22 protein-coding genes and 1 pseudogene are annotated in these 26872 nt (G+C 71.4%); 3 read left to right on the top strand and 20 right to left on the bottom strand.

What is annotated here, in order from left to right:
* Nucleotides 1-37: 37 nt before the first annotated feature.
* The 5 genes from trmD to PSQ21_RS27000 all read right to left on the bottom strand — a co-directional run bounded on the left by trmD (nucleotide 38) and on the right by PSQ21_RS27000 (nucleotide 3007).
* The gene (gene trmD / locus PSQ21_RS27020) at nucleotides 38-859 is read right to left on the bottom strand and encodes a tRNA (guanosine(37)-N1)-methyltransferase TrmD (RefSeq protein WP_274033751.1); all 822 of its coding nucleotides are present in this window, start codon (nucleotides 857-859) and stop codon (nucleotides 38-40) included.
* Complete coding sequence (gene rimM / locus PSQ21_RS27015) at nucleotides 859-1449, bottom strand: ribosome maturation factor RimM (protein WP_274033750.1); 591 nt, start codon at nucleotides 1447-1449, stop codon at nucleotides 859-861. The genes trmD and rimM overlap by 1 nt, the downstream gene beginning before the upstream one ends.
* 124 nt (nucleotides 1450-1573) lie before the next feature.
* Nucleotides 1574-1813, bottom strand: coding sequence for an RNA-binding protein (locus PSQ21_RS27010; RefSeq protein ID WP_003965959.1), 240 nt, complete (start codon nucleotides 1811-1813; stop codon nucleotides 1574-1576).
* Between the two features lie 2 nt (nucleotides 1814-1815).
* Nucleotides 1816-2256 (bottom strand): 30S ribosomal protein S16, encoded by a 441-nt coding sequence (gene rpsP, locus PSQ21_RS27005; RefSeq protein ID WP_274033749.1) that lies wholly within the window; start codon nucleotides 2254-2256, stop codon nucleotides 1816-1818.
* 157 nt (nucleotides 2257-2413) lie between these two features.
* Nucleotides 2414-3007, bottom strand: a complete 594-nt coding sequence (locus tag PSQ21_RS27000; protein ID WP_274033747.1) for a hypothetical protein — start codon at nucleotides 3005-3007, stop codon at nucleotides 2414-2416.
* A 452-nt stretch (nucleotides 3008-3459) separates the two neighbouring features.
* Between PSQ21_RS27000 and PSQ21_RS26995 the strand changes: the two genes are divergently transcribed.
* On the top strand, nucleotides 3460-4344 hold the full coding sequence (locus PSQ21_RS26995) for a methyltransferase domain-containing protein (RefSeq protein WP_274033745.1): 885 nt from the start codon (nucleotides 3460-3462) through the stop codon (nucleotides 4342-4344).
* Between the two features lie 82 nt (nucleotides 4345-4426).
* On the opposite strand, the gene ffh is transcribed toward PSQ21_RS26995, so the two are convergent.
* The 5 genes and pseudogenes from ffh to nsdA form a co-directional block, all read right to left on the bottom strand.
* Nucleotides 4427-5977, bottom strand: a complete 1551-nt coding sequence (ffh, locus tag PSQ21_RS26990) for a signal recognition particle protein (RefSeq protein ID WP_274033743.1) — start codon at nucleotides 5975-5977, stop codon at nucleotides 4427-4429.
* Nucleotides 5978-6101: 124 nt separating this feature from the next.
* Nucleotides 6102-8558 (bottom strand): annotated as a pseudogene (locus PSQ21_RS26985) ([protein-PII] uridylyltransferase); the annotation flags it as partial.
* A 29-nt stretch (nucleotides 8559-8587) separates the two neighbouring features.
* A complete protein-coding gene (locus tag PSQ21_RS26980) occupies nucleotides 8588-8926 on the bottom strand; it encodes a P-II family nitrogen regulator (RefSeq protein WP_007452846.1) in 339 nt (112 codons plus the stop codon).
* Nucleotides 8923-10287, bottom strand: a complete 1365-nt coding sequence (locus PSQ21_RS26975; RefSeq protein ID WP_274033742.1) for an ammonium transporter — start codon at nucleotides 10285-10287, stop codon at nucleotides 8923-8925. The genes PSQ21_RS26980 and PSQ21_RS26975 overlap by 4 nt, the downstream gene beginning before the upstream one ends.
* A gap of 354 nt (nucleotides 10288-10641) precedes the next feature.
* On the bottom strand, nucleotides 10642-12117 hold the full coding sequence (gene nsdA / locus PSQ21_RS26970) for a transcriptional repressor NsdA (RefSeq protein WP_274033741.1): 1476 nt from the start codon (nucleotides 12115-12117) through the stop codon (nucleotides 10642-10644).
* 457 nt (nucleotides 12118-12574) lie between these two features.
* Here nsdA and PSQ21_RS26965 point away from each other — a divergent pair, with 457 nt between their 5' ends.
* On the top strand, nucleotides 12575-13222 hold the full coding sequence (locus PSQ21_RS26965; RefSeq protein ID WP_274033739.1) for a bifunctional DNA primase/polymerase: 648 nt from the start codon (nucleotides 12575-12577) through the stop codon (nucleotides 13220-13222).
* An 88-nt stretch (nucleotides 13223-13310) separates the two neighbouring features.
* Here PSQ21_RS26965 and ftsY read toward each other — a convergent pair whose 3' ends face one another.
* The 5 genes from ftsY to PSQ21_RS26940 form a co-directional block, all read right to left on the bottom strand.
* A complete protein-coding gene (gene ftsY, locus PSQ21_RS26960; protein WP_097867067.1) occupies nucleotides 13311-14522 on the bottom strand; it encodes a signal recognition particle-docking protein FtsY in 1212 nt (403 codons plus the stop codon).
* A 281-nt stretch (nucleotides 14523-14803) separates the two neighbouring features.
* Nucleotides 14804-16222 carry a sugar porter family MFS transporter gene (locus PSQ21_RS26955; RefSeq protein ID WP_274033737.1) on the bottom strand — a complete coding sequence of 473 codons (1419 nt, stop codon included), beginning with the start codon at nucleotides 16220-16222 and terminating at the stop codon, nucleotides 14804-14806.
* 216 nt (nucleotides 16223-16438) lie between these two features.
* A complete protein-coding gene (locus PSQ21_RS26950; protein ID WP_274033734.1) occupies nucleotides 16439-20260 on the bottom strand; it encodes an AAA family ATPase in 3822 nt (1273 codons plus the stop codon).
* Nucleotides 20261-20582: 322 nt separating this feature from the next.
* A complete protein-coding gene (locus tag PSQ21_RS26945; RefSeq protein ID WP_003965973.1) occupies nucleotides 20583-20795 on the bottom strand; it encodes a hypothetical protein in 213 nt (70 codons plus the stop codon).
* A 438-nt stretch (nucleotides 20796-21233) separates the two neighbouring features.
* Nucleotides 21234-21515: an acylphosphatase gene (locus PSQ21_RS26940; protein ID WP_026291025.1), complete on the bottom strand. Its 282-nt coding sequence runs from the start codon at nucleotides 21513-21515 to the stop codon at nucleotides 21234-21236.
* Between the two features lie 217 nt (nucleotides 21516-21732).
* Here PSQ21_RS26940 and PSQ21_RS26935 point away from each other — a divergent pair, with 217 nt between their 5' ends.
* On the top strand, nucleotides 21733-22689 hold the full coding sequence (locus PSQ21_RS26935) for a CAP domain-containing protein (protein WP_274033731.1): 957 nt from the start codon (nucleotides 21733-21735) through the stop codon (nucleotides 22687-22689).
* 201 nt (nucleotides 22690-22890) lie between these two features.
* Here the strand turns inward: PSQ21_RS26935 and mutM are convergent, their stop codons facing one another.
* The 5 genes from mutM to PSQ21_RS26910 all read right to left on the bottom strand — a co-directional run bounded on the left by mutM (nucleotide 22891) and on the right by PSQ21_RS26910 (nucleotide 26844).
* Nucleotides 22891-23751, bottom strand: coding sequence for a bifunctional DNA-formamidopyrimidine glycosylase/DNA-(apurinic or apyrimidinic site) lyase (mutM, locus tag PSQ21_RS26930; protein WP_274033730.1), 861 nt, complete (start codon nucleotides 23749-23751; stop codon nucleotides 22891-22893).
* Nucleotides 23752-23892: 141 nt separating this feature from the next.
* Complete coding sequence (rnc, locus tag PSQ21_RS26925) at nucleotides 23893-24717, bottom strand: ribonuclease III (RefSeq protein ID WP_274033728.1); 825 nt, start codon at nucleotides 24715-24717, stop codon at nucleotides 23893-23895.
* A gap of 19 nt (nucleotides 24718-24736) precedes the next feature.
* The gene (gene rpmF / locus PSQ21_RS26920; RefSeq protein WP_003965982.1) at nucleotides 24737-24910 is read right to left on the bottom strand and encodes a 50S ribosomal protein L32; all 174 of its coding nucleotides are present in this window, start codon (nucleotides 24908-24910) and stop codon (nucleotides 24737-24739) included.
* A 2-nt stretch (nucleotides 24911-24912) separates the two neighbouring features.
* Nucleotides 24913-25527: a YceD family protein gene (locus PSQ21_RS26915; RefSeq protein ID WP_274033719.1), complete on the bottom strand. Its 615-nt coding sequence runs from the start codon at nucleotides 25525-25527 to the stop codon at nucleotides 24913-24915.
* A gap of 216 nt (nucleotides 25528-25743) precedes the next feature.
* Complete coding sequence (locus PSQ21_RS26910) at nucleotides 25744-26844, bottom strand: ATP synthase F0 subunit B (RefSeq protein ID WP_274033717.1); 1101 nt, start codon at nucleotides 26842-26844, stop codon at nucleotides 25744-25746.
* Nucleotides 26845-26872 lie beyond the last annotated feature (28 nt).

Raw genomic sequence — 26872 nt, 5'->3', positions numbered from 1 at the left:
CTGTGGCAGGGGCGCACACCGGACGTACAGCAGCGGCCTATTCTTCCACGGCGGTGGGCCTGCGCCAAAATCGGCCGCCGGGCTCCGGTGCGAAACCGAGGATGGAGAGGATCTCGCGGTCCTTCTTGTCGAAGGCGCTCGCCTCGCACCGCTCGATCAGGTCGGGCCGGTTGAGTGCCGTACGGGCGAAGGCCTGGTCCCGCCGCCAGCGGGCGATCCTGCCGTGGTGGCCGCTGAGCAGTACGTCCGGGATGGTACGGCCGCGCCACTCGGGCGGCTTGGTGAACACCGGGCCCTCCAGGAGGTCGGCCATCGCGCCCGGGGCGAAGGAGTCGTCCCGGTGGGACTCGGCGTTGCCGAGGACGCCCGGCAGCAGCCGGGCCACGGCCTCCGTGATCACCAGGACGGCCGCTTCCCCGCCGGCCAGCACATAGTCGCCGATGGAGACCTCGACGACCCGCAGCCGGGTGGCGTACTCGTCGATCACCCGGCGGTCGATGCCCTCGTATCGCGCCGGCGTGAAGACGAGCCAGGGCTCGGCGGAGAGCCCTACGGCCAGCTCCTGGGTGAACGGCCGGCCGCTGGGCGTGGGCACGACGAGCACCGGGGAGTGCGCCCCGGCCTCGTAACCGTCGGCCAGGGCCTCGTCGAGCGCCTCGCCCCAGGGTTCGGTCTTCATGACCATGCCCGGGCCGCCGCCGTAGGGGGTGTCGTCGACCGTGTTGTGCCGGTCGTACGTCCACTCCCGCAGATCGTGGACGTGGACGTCCAGCACGCCGCGGGCGCGGGCCTTGCCGACGAGGGAGACGTTCAGCGGTTCCAGGTACTCCGGGAAGATCGTGACGACGTCGAGCCGCATCAGCTGTCGCCCTTCGGCGCCTCGTCCGCGTCCCCGGCGGCCTCTTCCTCTTCTTCGCGGGAGGAGGCGATCACGGCCTCGCTCTCGTCGATCAGGCCGGGCGGCGGGGTGATCACCGCGCGCTGCTCCTCCAGGTCGATCTCGGTGACGATTTCCTCCACGAAGGGGATCATCACCTCGCTGCCGTCGGGGCGCTCCACGATGAACAGGTCCTGCGAGGGCAGGTGGGAGATCTCGGTGATCCGGCCGATCCCGGTGCCGTCGGCGAGCACCACGTCGAGGTCGATCAGCTGGTGGTCGTAGAACTCGTCCTCGTCCTCGGGGAGTTCCTCCGGGTCCACCTCGGCGATCAGCAGGGTGTTGCGCAGCGCCTCGGCGCCGGTGCGGTCGTGCACACCCTCGAAGCGCAGCAGGAGCCTGCCGCTGTGGACCCGGCCCGTCTCGATCGTCAGCGGACCGGTCGCCGCCGGTTCGGTGGCCAGGACGGCGCCGGGGCCGAGCCGCAGCTCCGGCTCGTCCGTTCGTACCTCGACGGTGACCTCGCCCTTGATGCCGTGGGCGCGGCCGATCCGCGCGACTACCAACTGCACGCTGTTCTCCGATTGGTGGGGTGGGGACGTCGACGACCTGTCGGAAACGTCCGGGTGGCCGACGACAAAGGCCGGGGACGGCCCGAAGGCCCTCCCCGGCCCTGGCCGGTGTTCAACTCGCTTATCAGCGAACCTGGTCCACATCGACGAGGTCGACGCGGATCCCACGGCCGCCGATGGCACCCACGACCGTACGCAGGGCGCGGGCGGTGCGGCCGTTGCGGCCGATCACCTTGCCGAGGTCGTCGGGGTGGACCCGGACCTCCAGCACGCGCCCGCGACGCAGGGTGCGCTCGGCAACCTGTACGTCGTCGGGGTTGTCGACGATGCCCTTCACGAGGTGCTCGAGAGCCTCCTCGAGCATGCTCAGGCCTCGGTCGACTCGGTGGACGCGGAGGCCTCAGCCGCCTCGTCCGCCTTCTTGTCGGACTTCTTGGCCTTGGGGGTGATGGCCTCACCCTTGGCCTCGTCGCCGTCCGAGGTCAGCGCCTCGAACAGCGCGCGCTTGTCAGCCTTGGGCTCCGGCTGCAGCAGCGGCGCGGGGGCCGGGAGACCCTTGTGGGCCTGCCAGTCACCGGTGAGCTTCAGGATCGCGAGGACCGGCTCGGTCGGCTGGGCGCCGACGGACAGCCAGTACTGCGCGCGCTCTGCGTTGACCTCGATGCGCGAGGGGTTCTGCACCGGGTGGTACAGGCCGATCTCCTCGATGGCCCGGCCGTCACGGCGGGTACGGGAGTCGGCGACGACGATGCGGTAGTGAGGCGAACGGATCTTGCCCAGACGCTTCAGCTTGATCTTGACTGCCACGGAAGTGGTGTCTCCTGGTCTATGACGTGGTTGGGCACAACTAGATGCCACGTGGGGTTGCGGTACTCGGAGTGCCCGATGGACGCGTCAGCCGGAGGAGAGAGGGGTCCTGTGCGACTGTCGAGTACAGCTAGCCATTGTGCCACACCACGTCGGCTCACCCCACCGCGACCGCCGCTTCCGGGATCCGGAACGGCTTGCCGCAGCCACCGCAGACGATCGGCGCCTGCGCCAGGACCGACGGGACGACGCGGACGTTGCGTCCGCAGTCGCAGACGGCCTTGACCCGCACACCGCCCCCGGAGGAACCGTGCCGGGCGGCGGGTCCGCGGAAGGAGCGCTTGGTGTCGGCTGCGGTGGCGACGGTGTGCGCCTTGAGGGCGCGCTGCAGCCGTTCCATGGTCGGGCGGTACCGGCGCTTGGCTTCCGGAACCAGCGTGACCAGCGAGAATCCGCTGCTGGGGTGGGGTTCCTCGGCATGATCGAGGCCCAGCTCCTCGGCGATCGCGAGGAAGCGTCGGTTGTGGTAGCGGCCGGCGCGGGAGGTGTCTCGCACTCCTCTCGCGGCGGCGATGCCGTGGACTGCCTCATGGAGCAGTCGCTCGAAGGAGAGCTCGGCGCCACAGGCGGACGAGGACTCTCCGATCAGGGACTCGGGCGCGGCAAGATCGGGCAGCTCGGGGTGGTACCGCTGAATGTCGGCCCACGCCTGTGCCAGCTCTGCGGCAAGTACAGGTGGTGTCGTGCTCACGTCGTGACAACGAGCCCGAGGGCCCCGGTGTTCCTATTCCGGGGCATCCCAAATAATTTGCACGTACCAGTCAGTTGCCCTTGATGCGTCCGGACGAGGGCGGGTGCGCAGAACTGCGGAGAAGACGCACAGCTCACACCAAGGTGGTGCACAGCGTGCGGTACGCCCGGCGCTTCGGTGGTGAGGAGCGCGGGCGGCCCGCGCTCCTGACGAATCCGCCCGAAAGACTACCCGCCCCCTGGTTCGACGTGCCCGGCGCGGGGTGTCGGGTGAGACTGGTCGGAGAACAGACGTGGCACGGGGGCACACGAACGGGGCACGCGAGCACCGCTCCACACCCTCTGGACGGAACGGCGGATGCGCAGTTCTCTGGCTACGGGGTGCGGAACACACGCACACGGGGGACGTCCACTCGGGCACGACCGACCTCCTGGCGGATTGGGGCACTTTCCATGACACCAACGCTCGTCCGGAACCAGCCGGCCGCGGACGCCTCCGCGCCGGCGGACGCCGGTACCCGCGCACGCGACTGGGCCGAGATCCAGGAACGCATGCTCGCGCCGCTGTTCGAGGCGGTGTACGACCGGATGGAGGTCGGGGCCGCCACCCGGATGCTGTCCCTCGGCTGCGGCTCGGGGCTCGCGATGCTCGTCGCGGCGGCCCGGGGGGCGCACGTCACGGGTGTGGACTCCGACCGGGAGCGCCTGGCGCTGGCCCGCGCGCGGTTGCTGCCCGACGCCGACTGGGACGACATGCCCGCGCACTCCCCGCACCCGGCCCGCCGTCGGGCCCGGCTGCTGGAGGACGGGCGGCCCGCTCCCGCCGACGCGGACGGCGCTCCGTACGACCTGATCACCGTCTTCGAGCCGATCGGCTGTGCGGCCGGGGACTCCGAGGGGCTGGTGCCGGCGCTGCGGTCGGCCGTGCCGTTGGCGGTCCGGGGCGCCTCGGTGGTGCTGACCGGATGGGGGCCGCCGGAGCGCTGCGCCACGGCGGCGGTGCTGCGGGTGGCCGCACGGCTGGCGGAGTCCGCGCGTGGGCCGCGCACCGACCCGGGCAGATGGCGGCCCACACTCCGGGACGATCTGGAGGACGTGGCGGCGCGGGCGGGGCTGAAGCCGGACGGTTCGGGGCGGGTCTCCTGCCCGTTCGGCTACGCGGACGTGAACAGCGCGGTGCGCGGCCTGCTGTCCACCGGGCTCTTCGACGCCGCCGTACGGGCCACGGACCGCTCTCAGGTGGAGAAGGAGGTCGCGGAGGCCCTGCGTCCGCACCGGCGGCAGGACGGCACGGTGTGGATGCCGAACGTTTTCCGCTATCTGGTCTGCGTGACCTGAGCCGCCCGCTCCAGGGCGTGCGCACAGGACGTACGTAAGGGGCGCCCTCTCTCAAGGGCGCCCCTTACACGTGCTGTGCCGCCTACATGAACTTCTTGAACTCGTCCGGCAGCTCGAAGTTCTTGCCCTCCTGGGCGGGCAGACCGAACGCGCCACCGCCCTGGGCCGCCTGCTCGCGACGCTCGGCGGCGGCGGCCTCCTCGGCCTTGCGCTTCATGGGGTTGCCGCTCTTGCGCTTGCCCTTGGCCTGCTTGACCTGCTTCTTCTGGCGGCCGGGACCGCCGCCCATGCCGGGCATGCCCGGCATCCCGGGCATGCCGCCGCCCTGGGCCATCTTCGACATCATCTTGCGGGCCTCGAAGAAGCGCTCCACGAGGCTCTTGACCGCGGAGACCTCGACGCCCGAGCCCTTGGCGATACGGGCGCGGCGCGAGCCGTTGATGAGCGTCGGCTCGGCGCGCTCCTTGGGGGTCATCGACTTGATGATCGCGGCGGTGCGGTCGATGTCACGCTCGTCGATGTTGTTGATCTGGTCCTTGATCTGCCCCATGCCGGGCAGCATCCCGAGCAGCTTGGAGATGGAGCCCATCTTGCGGACCTGCTCCATCTGGGCCAGGAAGTCGTCGAGGGTGAAGTCCTTGCCACCCTTGCTCGACTGCAGCTTCGAGGCCATTTTGGCGGCCTCTTCCTGGCTGAACGTCTTCTCCGCCTGCTCGATCAGGGTGAGCAGGTCACCCATGTCGAGGATGCGGGAGGCCATCCGGTCCGGGTGGAACGCGTCGAAGTCCTCCAGCTTCTCGCCGTTCGACGCGAACATGATCTGCTTGCCCGTGACGTGGGCGATAGACAGGGCCGCACCACCGCGCGCGTCGCCGTCGAGCTTGGAGAGCACCACGCCGTCGAAGCCGACGCCGTCACGGAAGGCCTCCGCGGTGTTGACCGCGTCCTGACCGATCATCGCGTCGACGACGAAGAGGATCTCGTCGGGGCTGACGGCGTCGCGGATGTCCGCGGCCTGGCGCATCAGCTCCTGGTCGATGCCCAGGCGGCCAGCGGTGTCGACGATGACGATGTCGTGGACCTTGGCCTTGGCGAACTCGAGGGAGTCCTTGGCGACCTGGACCGGGTCGCCGACGCCGTTGCCCGGCTCGGGGGCGTAGACCGCGACGCCGGCGCGTTCGGCGACGACGCTCAGCTGGTTGACGGCGTTGGGGCGCTGGAGGTCACAGGCGACGAGCAGCGGGGAGTGGCCCTGGCCCTTGAGCCAGAGGCCGAGCTTTCCGGCCAGCGTCGTCTTACCGGCACCCTGGAGGCCTGCGAGCATGATCACGGTGGGCGCGGTCTTGGCGAACCGCAGCCGTCGGGTCTCGCCGCCGAGGATGGAGACGAGCTCCTCGTTGACGATCTTGACGACCTGCTGGGCGGGGTTCAGCGCCTGGGAGACCTCGACGCCGCGCGCCCGCTCCTTCACGTTGGCGATGAAGGCCCGGACCACGGGCAGGGCGACGTCGGCTTCCAGCAGGGCGATACGGATCTCGCGTGCCGTGGCGTCGATGTCCGCCTCGGACAAGCGGCCCTTGCCCCTGAGGTTCTTGAAAGTCGCGCTAAGGCGGTCGGAGAGAGTATCGAACACGGCGCTCGTCGGTCCTCAGGGTCGGGGGCGGGGCAGGTCAGTCGCCCTCCAGGGTATCCGTCCGCCGGAGAACGCCAAGCCCGCGCCCGGAACCAGCCGGACGAGGGCTTGTCGTGGGCGGCCGGCCGAGGGCCCTCTCGACCTCCCGGGCGACCTCGGCGGCGCGGGCCGGGGACAGTGGTTCGTCGTCGGTCCCGGTCACGTAGAAGGCGTCCACGGCGTTGGCGCCGAGCGTGGAGACATGGGCGCTGTGCACCCGTACCGCGCTCTGTTCCAGGGCCCGGCCGATCCGGTGCAGCAGGCCCGGGGCGTCCTGGGCGCGGACCTCGATGACGGTGGCGCGGCGGGAGCCGGCGGCGGCCACGGTCACCCGGGGCGGCGGGGCCTTCACGCCGCGCCGACGCGGGTGGGCGGCCTCCCGCTCGGCGAGGCGGGCCCGGATGTCCAGGGAGCCCTCCAGGGCGCGTACGAGGTCGGCGCGGAGGCGGGCGGCCTGCGGGAGGGACCCGTACTCGGCGGCGACCCGCCAGCTGAGCAGCAGCAGGTCCGCCCGCTCCCCCAGCTCGTCGGGGAGCTCCACCGCGCGCAGGTCGGCGGCGCGCACGGTGAGGCGGTGCAGGGCGAGGACTCCGGCGGCGGCGGGCAGGACTCCCGGGCGGTCGGGCAGGGCGATGAGGAGCTCGACGCCGACCGGTTCCGTTCGGCCGTCCCCGGCGGGCTCCTCGGACTGGGTGTGCAGCGCGAGGACGGGTTCGCCGGTGCTCAGGGCCTCGATGGCGAGCCGTTCGTGCTCGGCGCCGGGCGCGGCCTCCCCGGGGCCCTCGGGGGACTCCCCCGCGAGGACGGCGGCGCCGCGTTTGACCAGGTCGGCGACGAGGGAGGCGCGCCAGGAGCTCCAGGCGGCGGGGCCGGTGGCGAGCGCGTCGGCCTCGGTGAGGGCGTGCAGCAGTTCCAGGGTGGAGGCGCTGGAGACGGCTTCGGTCACGGTCCGCACGGTGGCGGGGTCGTCGAGGTCGCGCCGGGTGGCGGTCTCGACGAGCAGCAGATGGTGGCGTACGAGGGTGGCGATGACGCCGACGTCGTGCTTGTCGAAGCCGATCCGGGTGGCCAGGTCCCGGGCGATGGCCTCGCCGGCCACGGAGTGGTCGCCGGGCCGGCCCTTGCCGATGTCGTGCAGGAGGGCGGCGACCAGGAGGAGGTCGGGGCGGTGGACGCGGCGGGTGAGGGAGGCGGCGCGGACGGCGGTCTCCACGAGGTGCCGGTCGACGGTCCAGGTGTGGACGGCGTTGCGCTGGGGACGGCAGTGGACGTGTTCCCAGTCGGGCAGCAGTCGGGTGATCATCCCTTCCGCTTCGAGCGCCTCCCAGACGCCGACGGTGGCCTCTCCCGCGCCGAGCAGGGTGACGAGTTCCTCGCGGGCCTCGGGGGGCCAGGGGACCGGCAACGGCTGGGCGGTGGCCGCCAGGTGGCGGACGAGGTGGCGGGAGAGCGGGAGGCCGGCCTCGGCGGCGGCAGCGGCGGCGCGCAGGGGGAGGACCGGGTCGCGTTCGGGTCGGGCGGCGCGGGCGAGGACCACTTCGCCGTCCGCGTCCACCACGCCGTCGGCGAGCGGGACGCGTCCGGGGGCGGCCTTGGAGCCGCGACCGCCGCTGAGCAGGGCCCGGAGCTTCGGGCGGACGGTGCGGGCGCGCAGGACCCGGTCGACCTCGCGCCAGGTGACGTCGGTGGCGTACGAGACGGTGCGGGCGGCCTCGTAGACCGTGCGGAGCAGGGTGTCGGCGTCGAGGAGGCCGAGGGCCCGGGCCACCTGGTCCTGGTCCTGGAGGGCGAGGCGGTCGGTGGCGCGCCCGGTGGTGAGGTGCAGGGCGTCGCGGGCGTCCAGGAGGGTGCGGCGGGCCTCGTCGAGTCCTTCGCGGGGGGCGTCGGCGACCCAGGAGGCGGCCACGGCGCGCAGGGCGGTGGCGTCGCGGAGGCCGCCGCGGGCCTCCTTGAGGTCGGGTTCCAGGAGGAACTGGAGCTCGCCCATCCGCTCGGCGCGTTCCCGGCAGAGCTCGTGGAGGGCGGGGAGGCGTTTGGGGGCCTGGTCGCGCCAGTCGGCGAGGATCGCGGTGCGCAGGGAGGCGACCAGGCCGAGGTCGCCGGTGACGGGGCGGGCGTCCAGCAGGCCGAGGTGGACCTTGAGGTCCTCGCCCGCGGTCCTCCTGGCCTCGGCGGGGGTGCGTACGGAGTGGTCGAGGGCCAGGCCCAGGTCCCAGACCGGGTACCAGACGGCGTCGGCGAGGGCGGCGAGGGCCGCCGCGTCGGCGCTCCCGTCGTGCAGGAGGAGCAGGTCGAGGTCGCTGCGCGGGGAGAGCTCGCCCCGGCCGTAGCCGCCGACGGCGACGAGGGCGGCGCCCCGCACCCCGGCGCGTGTCGCGGCGGCGGTGAACAGGCCGGTGAGCCAGTCGTCGGTGAGGCGGGCGAGGGCCGCGCGGCGTGGTGGCCCGGGCCGCGCCTCCTGCTGGAGGAGGCGCAGCCGGGCCGCCGCGTAGCCGCTGGGTCCCGGGCCTTCGGTTCCGGTGGTCACTTCGGTACGCGTCACCCGGCTGCCTTCCGTTCGCGGGCGGTCGGTCAGAGGGCGTCCGGGCCGCGCTCGCCGGTCCGGACGCGGACGGCGGTCTCGACCGGGACGCTCCAGACCTTCCCGTCACCGATCTTGCCGGTGCGGGCGGCCTTGACGACGACCTCGATAAGCTGTTCGGAGTCCTCGTCCTCGACGAGGACCTCGATGCGGATCTTGGGAACCAGGTCGACGGTGTACTCGGCGCCCCGGTAGACCTCGGTGTGGCCGCGCTGCCGCCCGTAACCGCTGGCTTCGGTGACGGTGAGCCCCTGGACTCCGAAGGCCTGGAGGGCCTCCTTGATCTCGTCCAGCCGGTGGGGCTTCACGACCGCGGTGATGAGCTTCATGCGTCCACCTTCTTTGCCTTCGGTGCTGCCGTCGGTGCTGCCGTCGGGTCGGTCGCGGGGGCGGTGGTGCGGGAGACCGTGCCGCCGCCGGCGCCGCTGAAGTCGTACGCCGTCTCCGCGTGCTCGACCTGGTCGATGCCGGAAATCTCGGCGTCCTCGGAGACCCGCATCCCGATCGTCCTGTCGAGCAGGAGGGCGATGAGGGCGGAGACGACCAGAGAGTACGCGAGGACGGCGACGACGCCGATGGCCTGCTTGCCGAGCTGTTCGAGGCCGCCGCCGTAGAAGAGGCCCTTGACGTCGGACTGGACGCCGCCGGTGGCGAAGAAGCCGACCAGGAGGGAGCCGATGATGCCGCCGACGAGGTGGACGCCGATGACGTCGAGGGAGTCGTCGTAGCCGAACCTGTACTTCAGGCCGACCGCCATGGCGCACAGGACACCGGCGACGGCGCCGATCGCGATGGCTCCGAGCGGGCTGACGGAGCCGCCCGCCGGGGTGATGGCGACGAGTCCGGCGACCGCGCCGGAGGCGGCGCCCAGGGTGGTGAAGGTGCCGTGGCGCAGCTTCTCGTAGCCGAGCCAGCCGAGGACGGCCGCGGCGGTGGCGACCTGGGTGTTCAGGAACATGACCGCGCCGACGCCGTCGTCGTTGCCGAGCCAGGATCCGGCGTTGAAGCCGAACCAGCCGAACCACAGGAGAGCCGCGCCGAGCATGACGAGCGGCAGACTGTGCGGCCGCATCGGGTCCTTCTTGAAGCCGACGCGCTTGCCGATGACCAGGATGACGCCGAAGGCGGCGGCACCGGCGTTGATGTGGACGGCCGTGCCGCCGGCGAAGTCGATGACGCCCATCTCGAAGAGCCAGCCGCCGGAGCCCCAGACCCAGTGGGCGACGGGGAAGTAGACGACGCTGACCCACAGGGCGATGAACACCGCCCAGGCCGTGAACTTCACCCGGTCGGCCAGGGCGCCGCTGATCAGGGCCGGAGTGAGGACGGCGAACATCAGCTGGAAGACGGCGAAGACGTACACCGGGATGGTGTAGCCGTCCCAGAGTTCGGTGACGCCGATGTCGCTGAGGCCGACGTAGCCGGAGCTCCAGCCGATGACCGAGCCGATGTCGGAGCCGAAGGCGAGGCTGAATCCGTAGAGCACCCACAGGACCGTGACGATCCCGAGACTGATGAAGCTCATCATCAGCATGTTGAGGGTGCTCTTGACGCGGACCATGCCTCCGTAGAAGAAGGCCAGGCCGGGGGTCATGAGCATCACCAGGGCCGAGCAGATGAGCATGAACCCGGTGTTGGCGGCGGACAGCCCGGGGGCGTCTGCGGCAAGCGTCGTGATGCCTGGGGGCATCGGCGTCTCCTCGTCGTCGGTGCGGCCGCGGCGTGCGGGGAAGTGCTGCGGGACCACTGGGAAGGTGCGGGCCGGTTATGAGCCATGAGGTTGGCTGAGGGCCGTTTCCGGGGATGCCGCACGATGTTTCGCCGGCGTGACGAAGAGGGACCACGTGTTACGGCCCCATGAATCCGGGGCGGCGTGTCCGGTGCGCTGCCTGCCCCGCGGCGCACACCGCATACGGCGCGGTGGAAACGCCCGGGGGCCGGAAGAACACGAAACCGGCCACGGCGCCCTCCGCGTGACCAGGCAATGGGGGAGCCGAGTCGGGCTGTACGGAAGGGGCGCCGCGGCCGGGGCCGGGGTGGCCGGTCAGACCGCTTCGGCGGTCTCCGGCAGCTGTTCGTGGAGCAGCTCGGTGAGCCGGGCGACGTCGGCCACGTCACCGAAGTCCCGGGCAGCGGTGTCGACGGTCTTGCGCAGGCGGGTGTTCACCCGCTCGGAGCGGACCTTCTTGGCGATCTTCAGGGCGCGGGCGGCGAGCACGGTGGACTGCTCGGGCTCGCGCTGGAGGAGATGGACGGTGGCCATGCCGATGAGGTTGAGCGCGTAGGAGCGCTGGTGCTCGTCGTCCTCGCCGAACAGCTCGACGGCCTTGTCCATGACGGGTTGGGCGAGCGAGGCGTACGTGGGGCTGCGGCCGGCGACATAGGCCAGGTCCCGGTAGGAGTGGGCGTTCTCCCCGTTCAGCTCGGCCTCGGAGAAGAAGCGGATCCAGTCGGGCTCCGGCTCGCCGTCGAGACCGGCGTCCAGGAAGGTGTCCTCGGCCATCCGGACGGCCCGCTTGCACTTGCTGGGCTGGCCCATGTTGGCGTAGGCGCGGGCCTCCATCGCGTACAGCATCGCCTGCGTACGGGAGGTGGCGCAGTCGCGGCTGCCGTACTGCGCGAGGTGGATCAGCTCCAGGGCGTCGTCGGGGCGGCCCAGGTGGATCATCTGGCGGCTCATGCTGGACAGGATGTAGCTGCCGAGCGGCTTGTCGCCGGCTTCCTTGGCGGCGTGCAGGGCGAGCACGAAGTACTTCTGGGCGGTGGGCTGGAGGCCGACGTCGTAGCTCATCCAGCCCGCCAGCTCGGCCAGTTCGGCGGCGCAGCGGAAGAGGCGTTGGGCGGTGGGCCCCGGCTGGGGCTCCTGGAGCAGGTCGGTGACCTCGTGCAGCTGCCCGACGACGGCCTTGCGGCGCAGTCCGCCGCCGCACTGGGCGTCCCACTGCCGGAACATCGCGGTGGTCGACTCCAGCAGGTCCAGCTCGGGCCGGGAGAGCCGGGAGGGGCGGTGGGCGGCGGCCGGGGTCTCGGGCTCGCCGGGGCTCTGGGCGGGGACGGGCACCAGCCAGCGCTGCATCGGCTCGATGAGGGCCGGCCCCGCGGCCAGCGCCAGCGAGCTGCCGAGGAAGCCGCGCCGGGCGAGCATCAGGTCGCTGCGGGAGAACTCGCTGAGCAGGGCGACGGTCTGGGGGCCGGCCCAGGGCAGGTCGACTCCGGCCACCGAGGGTGACTGGTGGGCGGTGCGCAGCCCGAGCTGCTCGATGGCGACGACGGAGCCGAAGCGCTCCGAGAACAACTCGGAGAGGATGCGCGGGATCGGCTCGCGCGGCTGTTCCCCGTCGAGCCAGCGCCGCACCCGCGAGGTGTCGGTGCTGATGTGGAGGGCGCCCATCTGCCGCGCCCGCCGGTTCACCTGGCGTGCCAGCTCGCCCTTGGACCAGCCACTGCGCACGAACCACGACCCCAACTGCCCGTTGGGACGCTTCCCGGCATCCGTGTCGCCTGCGCCGCTGCCACTCACTGGAACGCCCCCATCCCGCCGAAACCTCATCGCGCGAACCATTATCAGAATGCCGTGCGTCGGTGCTGTCCGTACGGGAGTTGAAAACCCCGTCGACGTCACCGACATCTCTGACGTCATCGAACAGGAAATCGGGTTGCCCTCGGCACACCCGTGAGTGCACATACTCCCAGGGTTCGTGTACCGACGGTAATCCTACGATCACCTCTCCGGCGAGGGGGATTGAGGAAACGCCACCATTCGCCACCCCTTCGAATGAACCCGACCGCCGCCGGGCGCGCTTGACTTGAGCAACCAGGACCGAGGGCGAGCGGATGGCAGCACTCGGGGGCGCGCACTCCGTGACGCACTCCCTTTCGCACTACCGCGCACGCCACTCGATCGAGTTTCAGCGACGGAGGGTTACCCGAGCGACGCGGGTCGTAACCACCGACGAGGCGGACCCGTTGGAGGGGGCATGGGCTTCACGATCGGCGGCATCCGGGACATGCGATCCGGTGCGCGGCGACGCCACCGAGGCGCCGAGGGCACGGCGGTGGCCGAGTACACCGGGCTGTGGGGCTGGGCCGTGACGCCCGGGGCGCGGGCCGAGGCGGGGTCCTGCTCGTGCGGCGAGACGGCCTGTCCGGCGCCGGGAGCCCATCCGCTGGGCTTCGCCCGGGAGGTCCCGGCGGGCACCGGCCTCGACCGCGCGTCGGACGCCTGGGCCGAGACACCGGGAGCGGCGATGCTGCTGGCCGTGGGCCGCGCCTTCGACGTCCTGGAGGTCGCGGAGCAGGCCGGGCGGCACGCCCTGGTGCGGATGGAGCGGATGGGGCTCCCGTCGGGGCCGGTCGCCGTGACTCCGACCGGCCGGGCGCAGTTCCTCGTCGCGCCCGGGGCCGCCGCCGAACTGCCCGAGCTGCTCTACCGGATGGGCTGGGACGACGCGGGCCTCGATCTGCGCGGCCTCGGCCCGGGGACGTACATCACCGCCCCGCCCTCCGACCTCGGCGGCCTCGGCCCTGTCCACTGGCTTCGGCCCCCGCTGCTGGACACCGCGGCCGCTCCCCCGCAGGCACGACTGCTGCTGGGGACCCTGGCGTACGTCTGCCACCGCTCGTAGCGCTCGCGGCGGGCACTGGGAGCGGCGGACGGGCGGCAGGCTCCTCCCAGGAGCCGCCGCCCGTCCGCCGTACCGGGGTGTGAGGGGGTCAGTCGCCGATCAGGGCGTCCACGAAGGCGCCCGGCTCGAACGGGGCGAGGTCGTCCGCCCCTTCCCCGAGGCCGATCAGCTTCACCGGTACGCCCAGCTCGCGCTGGACCGCGATGACGATGCCGCCCTTGGCGGTGCCGTCGAGCTTGGTGAGGACGATGCCGGTGATGTCCACGACCTCCGCGAACACCCGGGCCTGGACGAGGCCGTTCTGTCCGGTGGTGGCGTCGAGGACGAGCAGGATCTCGTCCAGCGGGCCATGCTTCTCCACGACGCGCTTGACCTTGCCCAGCTCGTCCATGAGGCCGGTCTTGGTGTGCAGCCGGCCGGCGGTGTCGATGAGGACGACGTCCGCGCCCTCGGCGATGCCCTCCTTGACCGCGTCGTAGGCGATCGACGCCGGGTCGCCGCCCTCGGGGCCCCGGACCGTACGGGCTCCGACGCGCTCGCCCCAGGTCTGGAGCTGGTCGGCGGCGGCGGCGCGGAAGGTGTCGGCCGCCCCGAGCACCACACTGCGGCCGTCGGCGACGAGCACCCGGGCCAGCTTGCCGGTGGTGGTGGTCTTGCCGGTGCCGTTGACGCCGACGACCATGACGACGCCGGGGGTCTCGGCGCCGCCCTCGGTCTTGACCTCGCGGTCGAAGTCCGGGCCGAGCAGGGTGATCAGCTCTTCGCGGAGCAGGGTGCGCAGGTCCTCCGGGGTGCGGGTACCGAGCACCCGGACGCGCTCGCGGAGCCGCTCGACCAGTTCCTGGGTGGGGGCGACGCCGACGTCGGCGGTGAGGAGGGTGTCCTCGATCTCCTCCCAGGTGTCCTCGTCGAGGTTGTCGCGGGAGAGCAGGGTGAGGAGCCCCTTGCCCAGCGAGTTCTGCGAGCGGGCTAGCCGGGCCCGCAGACGGACGAGCCGGCCGGCGGTGGGCTCGGGGACCTCCAGCGCGGGCGGCGCGGGAGCCTCGGCGACCGGGGCCTCCTCAGCGGGCGCGGTGGCGTCCGGGAGGCCGACTTCGTCGATGGTGCGCCGCGCTTCGTCGCGCGGCGTCTCGGCCTCCTCGCCGACCTGCGGTTCGGCGGGAGGAGTGATGGTCGGCGCGCTCGGCGGCGGGGGCGGCAGCTTCTTCTTCTTGCGGCTGCCGACCACGAGCCCGCCGACCAGGCCGACAGCGACCAGGGCGATGACTACAGCGAGGATGACGATTTCGACGAGTTCCATAACCCGTCCAGTATCGGCCACGGCCGTGGCGCGGGCGCTGCCCCGGCTGCCCCCCAGCCGATCCACGGGGGTCATATGCACCTTTTGGCGGTAATGCGAACGTCGATCCTTACGCTTCTGACGCTACGTCAGCTACGGTACCGTCGCCTGTCTGCTTGTCTGTCTGTCTGTCTGTCTGCCGCAGCCTGCGGCTGTTTCGCGGAGCGACCGCCTGACACAGCACCGCCCCGGCTCGGGTGAGCCGGGGCGGTGACAGGAGGAGAGGGGCAGCGGGGGCACCCCTAGCCCATCTCCTCCAGCGTCTTGCCCTTGGTCTCCTTCACGAACTTGAGCACGAAGGGGATCGAGAGCACGGCGAAGCAGGCGTAGATGATGTACGTCCCCGAGAGGTTCCAGTCGGAGAGGCTCGGGAAGCTGGCGGTGATCGCCCAGTTGGCCATCCACTGCGCGAACACGGCGACGCCGAGGGCGGCCGCGCGCAGGCGGTTCGGGAACATCTCGCCCAGGAAGACCCAGACGACGACACCCCACGACAGGGCGAAGAAGAGCACGAAGGTGTGAGCGGCGATCAGAGCCACCACACCCTGCGTCTCGGGCAGCTTGCCGTCGACCAGGTCGGCGGAGAAGGCCCAGGCCTCGACGGCGAGCGCGACGGCCATGCCGACCGAACCGACGAGGGCGAGCGGCCTGCGGCCCACCCGGTCCACCAGCACCATCGCGATCACCGTGCCGATGATGTTGATGATCGACGTGGTGAACGAGTAGAAGAACGAGTCGGTCGGGTCGATGCCGACGGACTGCCACAGCGTCGCCGAGTAGTAGAACGCGACGTTGATGCCGACGAGCTGCTGGAACATCGACAGGCCGATGCCGATCCAGACGATGGGCAGGAAGAAGAAGCGGTTGCCGAGCAGGTCCTTGAAGGAGGACTTGTGCTCGCGGTGCATGGCGGTCTCGATCTCGGCCACCCGGGCGTCGAGGTCGACGTTCTTCCCCTCGACCTCTTCGAGGATCTTGCGGGCTTCCGCCTTCTTGCCGACCGAGATCAGGAAGCGCGGGGACTCGGGGATGGCGAAGGAGAGCAGCCCGTACAGGATGGCCGGGACGACCATCACACCGAGCATCCACTGCCAGGCCTCCAGGCCGAGGATCTCGCCGCGCTGGTCGCCGTCGGCGATCTGGAGGACGGCGTAGTTCACCAGCTGGGAGATGGCGATGCCGATGACGATCGCGGCCTGCTGGAAGGAGCCGAGCCGGCCGCGGTAGGCGGGCGGGGAGACCTCGGCGATGTAGGCCGGGCCGATCACGGAGGCCATGCCGATGGCGAAGCCGCCGATGATGCGCCACATCGCCAGGTCCCAGAGCGCGAACGGCAGCGCGGAGCCGATCGCGCTGGCCGTGAAGAGCACCGAGGCGATCTGCATGCAGCGAATGCGGCCGATCCGGTCCGCGATCCGGCCGGCGGTGGCGGCGCCGATCGCACAGCCGATCAGCGCGATGGCGATGACCTGGGCGAGCGTGCCGGATCCGATGTCGTACCGGTCGCGGATCGCCTCGACGGCCCCGTTGATGACGGAGCTGTCGTAGCCGAAGAGGAAGCCACCCATCGCCGCGGCCGCGGTGATGAAGATGACATGGCCGAGGTGGTCCGGATGGGCCGCCCGGGCCCCGGACTCGGGTCCGTTCGCAGTGCTGGTCACGTGAACTCCTGATGCCTGGCCGCAAGTCAGACGTGGGGGGTGAGCCTTCCCAGTGGGGCACAACATCCGGTCCGCCACCACTTGAAGACAAAATCAACTTGGGAGAGGGTATGTGTTCAAGAAACGAAGTCAAACAGCGGGTCGATCCGATCTCGATCCGCGTGTACCCAGGAGTGCGCCAAACGTGCGTTGAACTTCTGATGATTCGGTAAAAAGTCAGCGCAGCCGCTGGCTGATGACCTTCGAGACCCCGTCGCCCTGCATGGACACGCCGTACAGCGCGTCGGCGACCTCCATCGTCCGCTTCTGGTGGGTGATCACGATCAGCTGGGAGCTCTCCTGGAGCTCCGCCATGATCCGGATCAGCCGCTGCAGGTTGGTGTCGTCGAGCGCGGCCTCGACCTCGTCCATCACATAGAACGGGCTGGGCCGGGCCTTGAAGATCGCGACCAGCAGCGCCACCGCCGTCAGGGACCGCTCGCCGCCCGACAACAGGGAGAGCCGCTTCACCTTCTTGCCCGGCGGACGCGCCTCGACGTCCACCCCGGTGGCGAGCATGTTGTCCGGGTCGGTCAGGACGAGCCGCCCCTCGCCGCCGGGGAAGAGCCGCGAGAAGACCCCCTCGAACTCGCGGGCGGTGTCCCGGTAGGCCTCCGTGAAGACCTGCTCGACCCGCTCGTCGACCTCCTTGATCACCTGGAGCAGATCGGCTCGGGTCTTCTTCAGGTCTTCAAGCTGCTCGGACAGGAACTTGTGCCGTTCCTCCAGTGCCGAGAACTCCTCCAGAGCGAGCGGATTCACCTTTCCGAGTTGTTGGTACGCCCGTTCGGCCGACCGCAGCCGCTTCTCCTGCTCGGCCCGCAGATACCTCTTCGGCCGGTTACGGGGATGCTCCGGGTCCTCCGGCAGTTCCTCGCCCTCGGCGGCGGGCGACGGGGGCACGAGCTGGTCCGGCCCGTACTCGGAGACCAGTCCCGCGGGCTCCACTCCCAGCTCCTCCAGGGCCTTCGTCTCCAGCTGTTCGATCCGCAGCCGCTTCTCCGCGCCCAGCACCTCGCCCCGGTGGACCGAGTCGGTGAGCTTGTCCAGCTCGCCCTTCAGCCCCCGGCCCCGGTCGCGTTCGACGGCCAGCTCACGCTCCCGCTCGCCCTTCGCCGCCTCGGCCGACGTCCGCTCCTGGTCGGCCCTCGCGAGGGAGACCTCGACGTGCGCCAGCAGCTGACGAGCCCCGGAGGCCACGGCGGAGGCGACCTCGGCCTCGTACCGCAGCCGGGCCCGGCGCTGTTCGGCACGGGTGCGCGCCTCCCGTTCGGCGCGGGCGGCCCGGTCCAGCGCGTCGGCGCGGCCGGCCAGCGCCTTGACCCGCTCCTCGTGCGTACGGGCCTGGAGCCGGGCCTCCATCTCGGTCTGGCGGGCGTTGGCCCCGTCGGCGGCGAGCCGGTCCCGCCGGGACGTGTCGGGCTCCTCCTCCGCCGGGGCCTCCTCGGCGACCAGCAGCCGTTCGGCCAGCTCCTCGGCCTCCTCCGTCGCCCGCTCCAGGGCCTCCTGGGCGCGGGCGACGGACGCGGTCATGCGCTCGGCCTCGCCGGCCGCGCCCCGGGCCTGCCCGGCGAGCCGCCCGAGCTGCTGGGCGAAGCCGGACTTCTCCCGCTCGGCCCGCCGACGACGCTCCCCCAGCTCCTCGACGAGCGCGGCCTGCTCCGTGCGGCGCTCCCCCGCCAGGCGCTGGGCCTCGGCGAGCTCCTCGCACCGCACGGCGAGACCGGCCAGTTCGGCGGCGGCCTCGTCGACGGAGGCCCGCACCTCCAGGAGGCTGGGCGCCCCGGCGGACCCGCCGTGGGCGAAGTGGGCGGAGAGCACGTCCCCTTCACCGGTCACCGCGGTGATCCCGGGGCGCGCGGCCACCAGTTCCTCGGCGTCCTCCAGCGTCCCGACGACCACCATGTCCTGTACGAGCCGGCGTACGGCCCCGAGCAGCGCGGCGGGCCCGCGCACCAGGTCGGCCACGGCGGGGGCGGTGGTCGTCCCGGCACGACGCGCCGGGAGCGCCACGGCGTCCGCTCCGACGTACTGCGCGGCGGATGCGGACTCCGTGCCTCCGGGCGCTCCGCCCTGTCCGGGCAGCACGGCAGCCGCGGGGCGCGGGGCCTCCTCGCGTACGGGCTCCTCGTGTACGGGAGCCTCCGCGCGTACGGGAGCCTCCGCGCGTACGGCGGGCTCCTCCCTTACGGGGGCTTCCTCCCGCCCACGTTCCTGTTCACCGGACTGTTCCGGTACGTGGTGGGGCCCGCCGGTCGCGGTGGGCGCGGTGGCCTCGGTGGCCGCGCCCAGCAGCATCGCCGCGCGCCCCGCGTCCCGCTCGCGCAGCAGGCGGATCGCGTCGGCGGCCGTGGCCGGGTCCGTGACGGCCACGGCGTCCGCCGCCGTGCCGAGGGCGGCGGCCACCGCGATCTCGTACCCGGGCTCGACGGTCAGCAGTTCGGCGGCCGGGCCGAGGAGCCCGGCCAGCCGGTCCCGGGCCCCGAGCAGCGCGCCCGTCCCGTCCTTGCGGCGCAGCCCCAGGGACAGCGCCTCGTGCCGGGCCGCGACCGCCGCCCGCCTGCGCTCGGCGGCGGTCGCCTCGTCGCGCGCCGCGCTGTGGGCGGCCCGGGCCTCGGCGAGCGCCTGCTCGGCCTCCTCGTGGCGGGCGGCCAGCTCCTCGCCGGCGCCGTCCACTCCCTCGACCTCGGCCTTGAGCTGCTCGTACTCCTCCTGGGCGCTCACCGCGCGCTCCCGCGCCTCGTCGCGCGCGGCGGCCAGCCGGTCGATCTCGGCCTGCGCCGAACCGGCCCGGCCGCGGGCCGCGTTCACCTGACCGTTCAGCCGGGCGAGCCCTTCGCGCCGGTCCGCGATGGCGCGCGCCGCGTCCTTGAGCCGGCGTTCCTCGGCGGCCAGCTCGCGTTCCAGTTCGGCGCGGTGGGCGACGGTGTCCTCCAGCGCGTGTTCGGCCGCCTCCAGGGCCGCCGTCAGCTCCGCCTCCTGCTCGCGGATGCGGGCGGCCTCCCGCTCCAGGTCCTCGGGGTCACGGCCCCGGCGCTCCTCGTCGGGCGCGTCGGAGGCGCTGCGCACCCGGGCGTCGGCCAGCGAGATCGTGCCGCGGACCCGCTCGGCCAGCTGCGACAGCTCGTACCAGGTCTGCTGGGCGCGCTGGAGCCTGGGCGCCAGCCGGCGCACCTCGCCCTCCAGCTCGGCCTCGCGGGCGAGCGCCGCGCTCAGCTCGGCCTCGGCCGCGTCCTTGCGCTTCTTCAGCTCCGCCTCGTCGGCGATCTCGTCGCGCAGCGCGTCCCGCAGGGTCACCAGGTCGTCCGCGAGGAGCCTGAGCCGGGCGTCGCGCAGGTCGGCCTGGATGACGGCGGCCCGGCGGGCGACGGCGGCCTGTCGGCCGAGCGGCTTGAGCTGGCGGCGCAGTTCGTCGGTGAGGTCCTGGACCCGGGCCAGGTTGGCGCCCATCGCGTCCAGTTTCCGCAGCGCCTTCTCTTTCCGCTTGCGGTGCTTGAGTACGCCCGCGGCCTCCTCGATGAAGGCCCGGCGGCCCATCGGGTCGGCGTGCAGCACGGAGTCCAACTGGCCCTGCCCGACGATGACGTGCATCTCGCGGCCGATGCCGGAGTCGGAGAGGAGTTCCTGGATGTCGAGCAGCCGGCAGGTGTCGCCGTTGATCTGGTATTCGCTGCCGCCATTGCGGAACATGATCCGAGTGATCGTCACTTCGGCGTACTCGATGGGCAATGCGCCATCGGAATTGTCGATGGTCAGCGACACTTCGGCGCGTCCGAGCGGGGGCCGCCCGGTCGTCCCGGCGAAGATCACGTCTTCCATCTTGCCGCCGCGCAGGGATTTGGCGCCCTGTTCCCCCATGACCCAGGAGAGCGCGTCCACCACATTGGATTTGCCGGACCCATTGGGACCGACGACGCAGGTGATCCCCGGTTCGAACCGCAGGGTGGTGGCGGACGCGAACGATTTGAAACCACGCAGGGTCAGGGCCTTGAGGTGCACGCCGCCGGACTCTACCTTTCGCTCTCGGTTTCGCTGATGAAGGTGCAGGGCACATCAGACGGTAAGCGCAGGCCGGTACGTCCGGGGTGGGGGCCGGGCAAAGAAAAAGGGACGCCGAAGCGTCCCTGTGAATCTTGCCGGTGCTTCTGTGCATCCAGCTGCGGCCCGGCGCCGAGCATCGCAGAACGACCGGACAACGACATCCCCACCGATGCGGGGACCCCGGTGTTCGGGGACGGCGATCCGTGACGCAGGACGAATCAGAGATGTTCCGAGGCTACTGAGCGTGCCCGGCCCGACCGGCCCGAGGGGGCCCTGGTGGTCAGGTCAGCGCAGGCTCGCCCTGGGGTACGTCGATGTCGATGCTGTCGAGCAGCGACTCCTGGTGCTGAGCGGCGGCGTTGAGCGCGTCGTTCTCGTCCTGGATCCGGTTGAGCTCGGATTCCAGGTCCTGGACGCGCTGCTGGAGCCGTCGCATCTCGGCGAGAAGTCGCGGGTCGGAACCGCCGACGTAACCGAGAAGCGCCTTTGCCATGATGGATGGTCCTCCACAATGAGTGACCGACCGATGCGGTGTGGGTCGTCAGGGGATCGCACCCGCGGTGCTCGGCAGGGCTCTCTCACCACTGCGGTTCTGCTGCTAATCAGCTCTGCCGAACAGCTAAGGTGCGCGGGGTTTTCAGCGTCTCACCAAAAAGTTTGACGGTCAACACGATCACACCCTGTGTACCCGGGCGTCCCGGGGGCGTGCTGCCGGACGATCATCCGGAGCGGCTCTCCTGCGGGACCCCGAGGGGTGTGCGGATCTTCGTCAATTCCGCAGCCTTGCACGACATCGCGCATCTGGCAACCATCGGCCGCCGCCCGGTCCCGTCGCAGGTCATTTCAGGTGCGGGGCCCGAGCGGGTGTTCCGGTGACCGTTCGGCGCACGGCATTCACCGATCGGGTCCGACCGGTCCGCGCGGGACGGGATCAGCGGATGGCGAATCCGTCGTATCCACCGCGCGGGGTGTCCCAGATCTCAGTGACTCCGTCCACGCGCCCGGGTGTGTCGTCGGACCGCAGCCAGTCCAGCAGGCGGTGGCAATTCTCACGCGGCCCTTCGGCCACGATCTGCACCCTGCCGTCGTCGAGATTGAGGGCGAACCCGATGAGACCGCCGATCTCCAATGCATTTGCCCTGGTGAACCAGCGGAAGCCTACTTGCTGTACTCGGCCGCGTACCCAGACGACGAGGCGCGCTTCTTCGTTCATGCCCGAACGCTAACCGGCCCGTTGTTCGTGAAGCACGTCGCCCCCTTTCGCCCATGGGCTACAGTCCCGTCGGAACAGCCTCACTCGATCGGGTGAGTATCGGACGGGTGGCGACCGAAAGTCGATCAAACGGCATTCGTTCCGCGCCACCGAATTCGATCACGGGGCAGTCGAGCGACGTCGCAACGGCGTCCGGAGTAGCAGGAAGGCACAGCGCATGGGACGCCACCGACGATCCGCCGCAGGCCCCGCCGCTGAAGAACCCGCGGCCGGGGCCGCTTCCCGGGGCCGGGGCACGCGCCGCAAGAAGTCCGCCGTGCCGGTCCGCACCGGGCTCCTCGGCGTCTCGGCGGCCGTGGCCGTCGGCGCGGTCGCCGTCGCCTCGGGTCTGATTCCCGGCGGGGACACCTACACCTCCGGCAACACCACCGCCGCCGATCAGGTGCGCTCCGGCGGCGTTCCGGACCTGCTGACGCAGGGCGGCAGCTCCACCGCGCCGGCCGACCGGTCCGCCTCTCCGACCAGCCGGGGCTCCGAGCGCCCGGAGGCACCGAGCAGGGCGCCGTCGAAGACCCCCTCCAAGACGCCCTCGGCCTCGCCCTCGAAGACTCCGTCGAAGTCGTCCGCGCCCGCCACGTCGAAGAAGCCGGCCGCCACCCCGCCCGAGAAGTCGAAGGCGCCCGCCCCGGCTCCGAAGGCCCCGGAGAAGAGCACCGCCCCGGCGAGCAAGCCCCCGGGCCCGCCGAAGACCTCCTCCGCCCCGCCGCCCAGCAAGAAGCCGAGCCCCTCCCCCACCGACGCCTCCGCACGCACCGAGGTTCTGGCGCTGGTGAACCAGGAGCGCGCGAAGGTCGGCTGCTCCCCGCTGACCACGAGCGCCCCACTGACCACGCTCGCCCAGAACTTCGGCGAGGACATGGCGGCCCGCGGCTTCTTCGACCACACGGACCCGGACGGCGACACGCCCTGGGACCGGGCCGCGCAGGCCGGCGTGCAGGGGCTCGGCGCGGAGAACATCGCCCGCGGCCAGGGGGACGCCCAGGCCGTGATGGAGGCCTGGATGAACAGCGAGGGCCACCGGGCGAACATTCTCAACTGCGACTACAAGACCATCGGCATCGGTGTCCACGAGGGCTCCGGCGGCCCCTGGTGGGTCCAGAACTTCGGCTTCTGACGCCATATCTCCGCGGTCCACTCGCTCCCTCCACAGCGCTCCCTCGGGGTGAGCGCTGTGCGGGAGCGAGTTTTCGGCATGGCCGGTGATCCGGACCGTCACGCGTTCGACGCCTCCTCCCGGGCGTGCCCCTCGCGCTCCACGCCGGAGCACACCACCGGGCGCTGGGCGGATAGGCGACGTGCCGGCCGCCCGTGCGCGTTACGACGAGGCGCGCGGTGGCCGCTGGCAGCGCGGGCAGTAGTAGCTGGAGCGGTTCATCCAGGCGCGGCGGCGCATCGGGGTGGAGCACCGGTGGCAGGGCTCGCCCTCCCGGCCGTACGCGTCGAGCGACCGGTCGAAGTAGCCCGACTCCCCGTTCACGTTGACGTACAGGCTGTCGAAGCTGGTGCCGCCCTGGGCGAGCGCCGCGTTCATGACGTCGCGGGCGTGGCCGAGCAACTCGGCGGACCTGGGGCGGGTCAGGGTCGCGGTCGGCCGGTCGTAGTGCAGCTTGGCGCGCCAGAGCGCCTCGTCCGCGTAGATGTTGCCGACCCCGCTGATCAGCGACTGGTCGAGCAGGGCGCGCTTGACCGTCGTACGGCGCAGCCGCAGGGCTGTGTGGAACGCGGCGTCGTCGAAGAGCGGGTCGAGGGGGTCCCGGGCGATGTGCGCGATGGTGTCCGGCAGGCCGTCGGGGGTGTTGTCGTGCAGCGAGAGCCCGCCGAAGGTGCGCTGGTCGACGAAGCGCAGCTCGGTGCCGAGCCCGTCGTCGAACCGCATCCGGATCCGCAGGTGCTTCTCGTCGGGCGCGTCCGCCGGCCGCACCAGCAGTTGTCCGCTCATGCCGAGGTGTCCCAGCAGCGAGGCGGAAGCCTCGTCGATCGGCACCCAGAGGTACTTGCCGCGGCGCATCGCCGCCCCGAAGCGGACGCCCCGCAGCCGAGCGGCGAAGTCGAGGCCGCCCGCGAGGTGCCGACGGACCGAGCGCGGGTGCAGGACCTCGACCTCGCTGACGGTCCGGCCGCTGACCCAGCGTTCGAGGCCCCGGCGGACGACTTCGACCTCGGGCAGCTCAGGCACGATGCACTACTCCAGACACGACGACGGTAGTACGGGAGCGCGGGACCGGCTCCCCGGGACGTACGGGGAAACCGGGCGCGGGCCCCCCGGGACAGGGAAAACCCCCCGGTGCGGATGGCACCGAGGGGTTCCCGTTTCGCTTCAGGCCGGAGCGGCGTCCGTGCTCGGCGACGGCTCGGCAGGGGTGTCGGCGGCCCCTCCGTCGGCAGCGGACTTCTCCGCGGCCAGCCGTGCCTCAGCGGCGGCGCTGATCTCGCGCCAGGCGGACTCGGCCGCCTGCTGCTCCGCTTCCTTCTTGCTACGGCCGGTGCCGGTGCCGTACGAGACACCACCGACGCGAGCGGCAGCAGTGAAGGTCTTCTCGTGATCCGGGCCGGTCTCCGTGACGAGGTACTCGGGCACTCCGAGACTCTCGCTCGCGGTGAGTTCCTGGAGACTGGTCTTCCAGTCCAGGCCGGCACCGAGGTTCGAGGACCTGTCGATCAGCGGGTCGAAGAGCCGGTGGACCAGCTCCGAGGCCGCGCTGAGGCCCTGGTCGAGATAGACCGCGCCGATCACTGCTTCCAGTGTGTCGGCGAGGATGGAAGCCTTGTCCCGGCCCCCCGTGCCCTCTTCACCGCGGCCGAGCCGGATGAAGGAGCCGAGTTCGAGGCCGCGGCCCACTTCCGCAAGTGCACGCGAGTTGACCACCGCGGCCCGCAACTTGGCCAGCTGGCCTTCGGGCAGGTCGGGGTGGGTGCGGTACAGCGTGTCCGTGACCACCAGGCCGAGCACCGAATCCCCGAGGAATTCGAGCCGCTCGTTGGTGGGCAGACCGCCGTTCTCGTATGCGTACGAACGGTGGGTCAGCGCACGCACCAGAAGGGCGGACTCGAGGTGATACCCGAGCCGCCCTTCCAGAAGCGTGTGGGACGAGGCTGTGTTGACGTTGTCTGCCTGCTTCTTGGCGCTGGACAACTCAGACATCGGGCCTCTCACCAGCCGCTCAGACCTCGAGGACCTGGCGCTTGTTGTAGGTGCCGCAGCTCGGGCACGCAATGTGCTGGAGCTTGGGCTCCTGGCAACGCTCGCACGAAACCAGGGTGGGGACCGCAGCCTTCCACTGCGACCGGCGGTGGCGCGTGTTGCTGCGCGACATCTTCCGCTTCGGAACAGCCACGGCTACTTCTCCTGCTTCTCGTCGACGCCCGGTTCGGCGCCGCCCATGTTGTCCTTCTCGCCGTCCTGAACGGTCTCGGCGAGTCCTTGCAGTGCCGCCCAACGAATGTCGACGGCGTCGTGGTGGTGGTCCGGATTCTCGTCCAGCCTGATTCCGCATTCGGAACACAGACCGGCGCAGGTCTCCTTGCACACCGGCTGCATGGGCAGTGCGAGCACTACCGCGTCACGCAGCATTGACTCGAGGTCGAACAAGCCGTCCTCGAGGAAGAACCTGTCCTCGTCGTCCTCGGCGTCGTCGGCCGGTTCCGCCGCACTGCTGCGGCCCCGGTCATCGGCGTCAGGGTACGAGAACATTTCCTGGAAATCCGCGTCGACCTCTACGGTCAGCGGCTCCAGACACCTTACGCACTCCCCCTCGGCGGTTGCACGGGCGGTGCCTGTGACAAGCACCCCTTCCATGACCGATTCGAGACGGAGGTCCAGCTCCACGGGCGCGCCTTCCGGCACGCCGATGACGCCGTCGATACCCAGGACCGGTGAACCGGGTGCCTCCACCGAGCGGGTCAGCCGCTTCAGGGCACCGGGACGCCGACCCAGCTCGTGCGTATCGAACACGAGAGGATTGCGGTGGTCGAGGTGGCCGTTCAGGGCTTTTCCTGCTTTCGAATCATGGGTGTCGTACTGCGAAGGGAGGGTCGTCTACGGTCCGGGGACGAACCGTCTCCGTTCCGCGGACGAAACGGGCAGCCGAGACCGCGGACCTATGTGCGACCGAGGATTCAGGATACTTGACGGACCGCTCAGCACCCAATCGGGGCGGTCCGCCCCGACTCAGCGGCCCTGCTCGTACCGGCGCAGCTGCTCCAGGTCGATCATGCTGGTGTCGAAGAGGCTGGTCTCGTCCAGCGCGCCCCCGCCCTGCTGGTCGGGCGCCTGGACCTGCTGGGCCTGCTGCGGCCAGCCGTAGTCCGGCTGGGCCCCCGGCTGGGGCGGGTACCCGTTCGGGTCGTAGCCCCCCTGCTGCTGGTACGCCGCGTACGGGTCGGGCTGCTGCTGGTAGCCGTACGCGTCCTGGGCGCCCTGCTGGTGCGGCTGCTCCTGGTAGCCGTACGCCGCCTGCGCGTAGCTCGGCTCGCCCTGCGGCGGCGCGGGGTACTGGGACGGCTGGGGCGGCTGGGACGCCTGCCGCGGTTCCGGGGCCAGCTCGGCGAGGCCGGCGAGGTAGTCGGCGTCGCTGGTGTGCCCCTGGCCGCCCGCGGCGTCCTGGGCGGCCATGTGCGCGCCGAGGTCGTCGCTGGCGACCCGGCCGTGCAGCTTCTGGCGGCCCCGGCCGACCGCCTCCAGGGTCCCCGCGAGAACGGCCTCGAAGGCGCCGAACTTGGCGTCGACGTAGGCGTCGGCCCGCTGCCGCAGGGTCTCCGGGTCGGCGCTGCGCTCGGGTGCCTCGGCGAAGTCGGGGTCCTGATAGCCCTGCTCGTCCAGGCCCTGGCCACGGCCGAGGAGCTTCTCGCGCCCCCGGTCCACGGAACCGATGGTCTTGGTGAGGACCACCTCGAAGTTGGCGAGCTTGCTGTCGACGTAGTCGTCGGCCTCGGCCCGGACCTCCTCGGCCTCGCGGCGGGCCTCGGACAGGATCCGGTCGGCCTCGCTCTGCGACTGGCGGGCGATCTCGGTCTCGGAGATCAGCGAGGCGCGCTGGGCGTGGGCGGACTCGATGATCCGCTCGGCCTCCTGCCGAGCCTGCACGGCGAGCTGCTCCTGCCCGCCGATCAGCTCCTGCGCCTGGGCGAGGGAGCCGGGCAGTGCCTGGCGCACCTCTTCGAGCATGGCGAGCAGCTCGGCGCGGTTGACCACGCACGAGGCCGACATGGGCATGGATCGGGCGCTCCCGACCGCTTCGACGATCTCGTCGAGCTTCTTCTGCACGTCCACCGTGTGCTCGCCACTCTCTGCTGCTCTG

The organism is Streptomyces sp. MMBL 11-1, assembly GCF_028622875.1.
Classification (GTDB): Bacteria; Actinomycetota; Actinomycetes; order Streptomycetales; family Streptomycetaceae; genus Streptomyces.
This window is presented reverse-complemented; position numbering and strand designations above follow the sequence as displayed.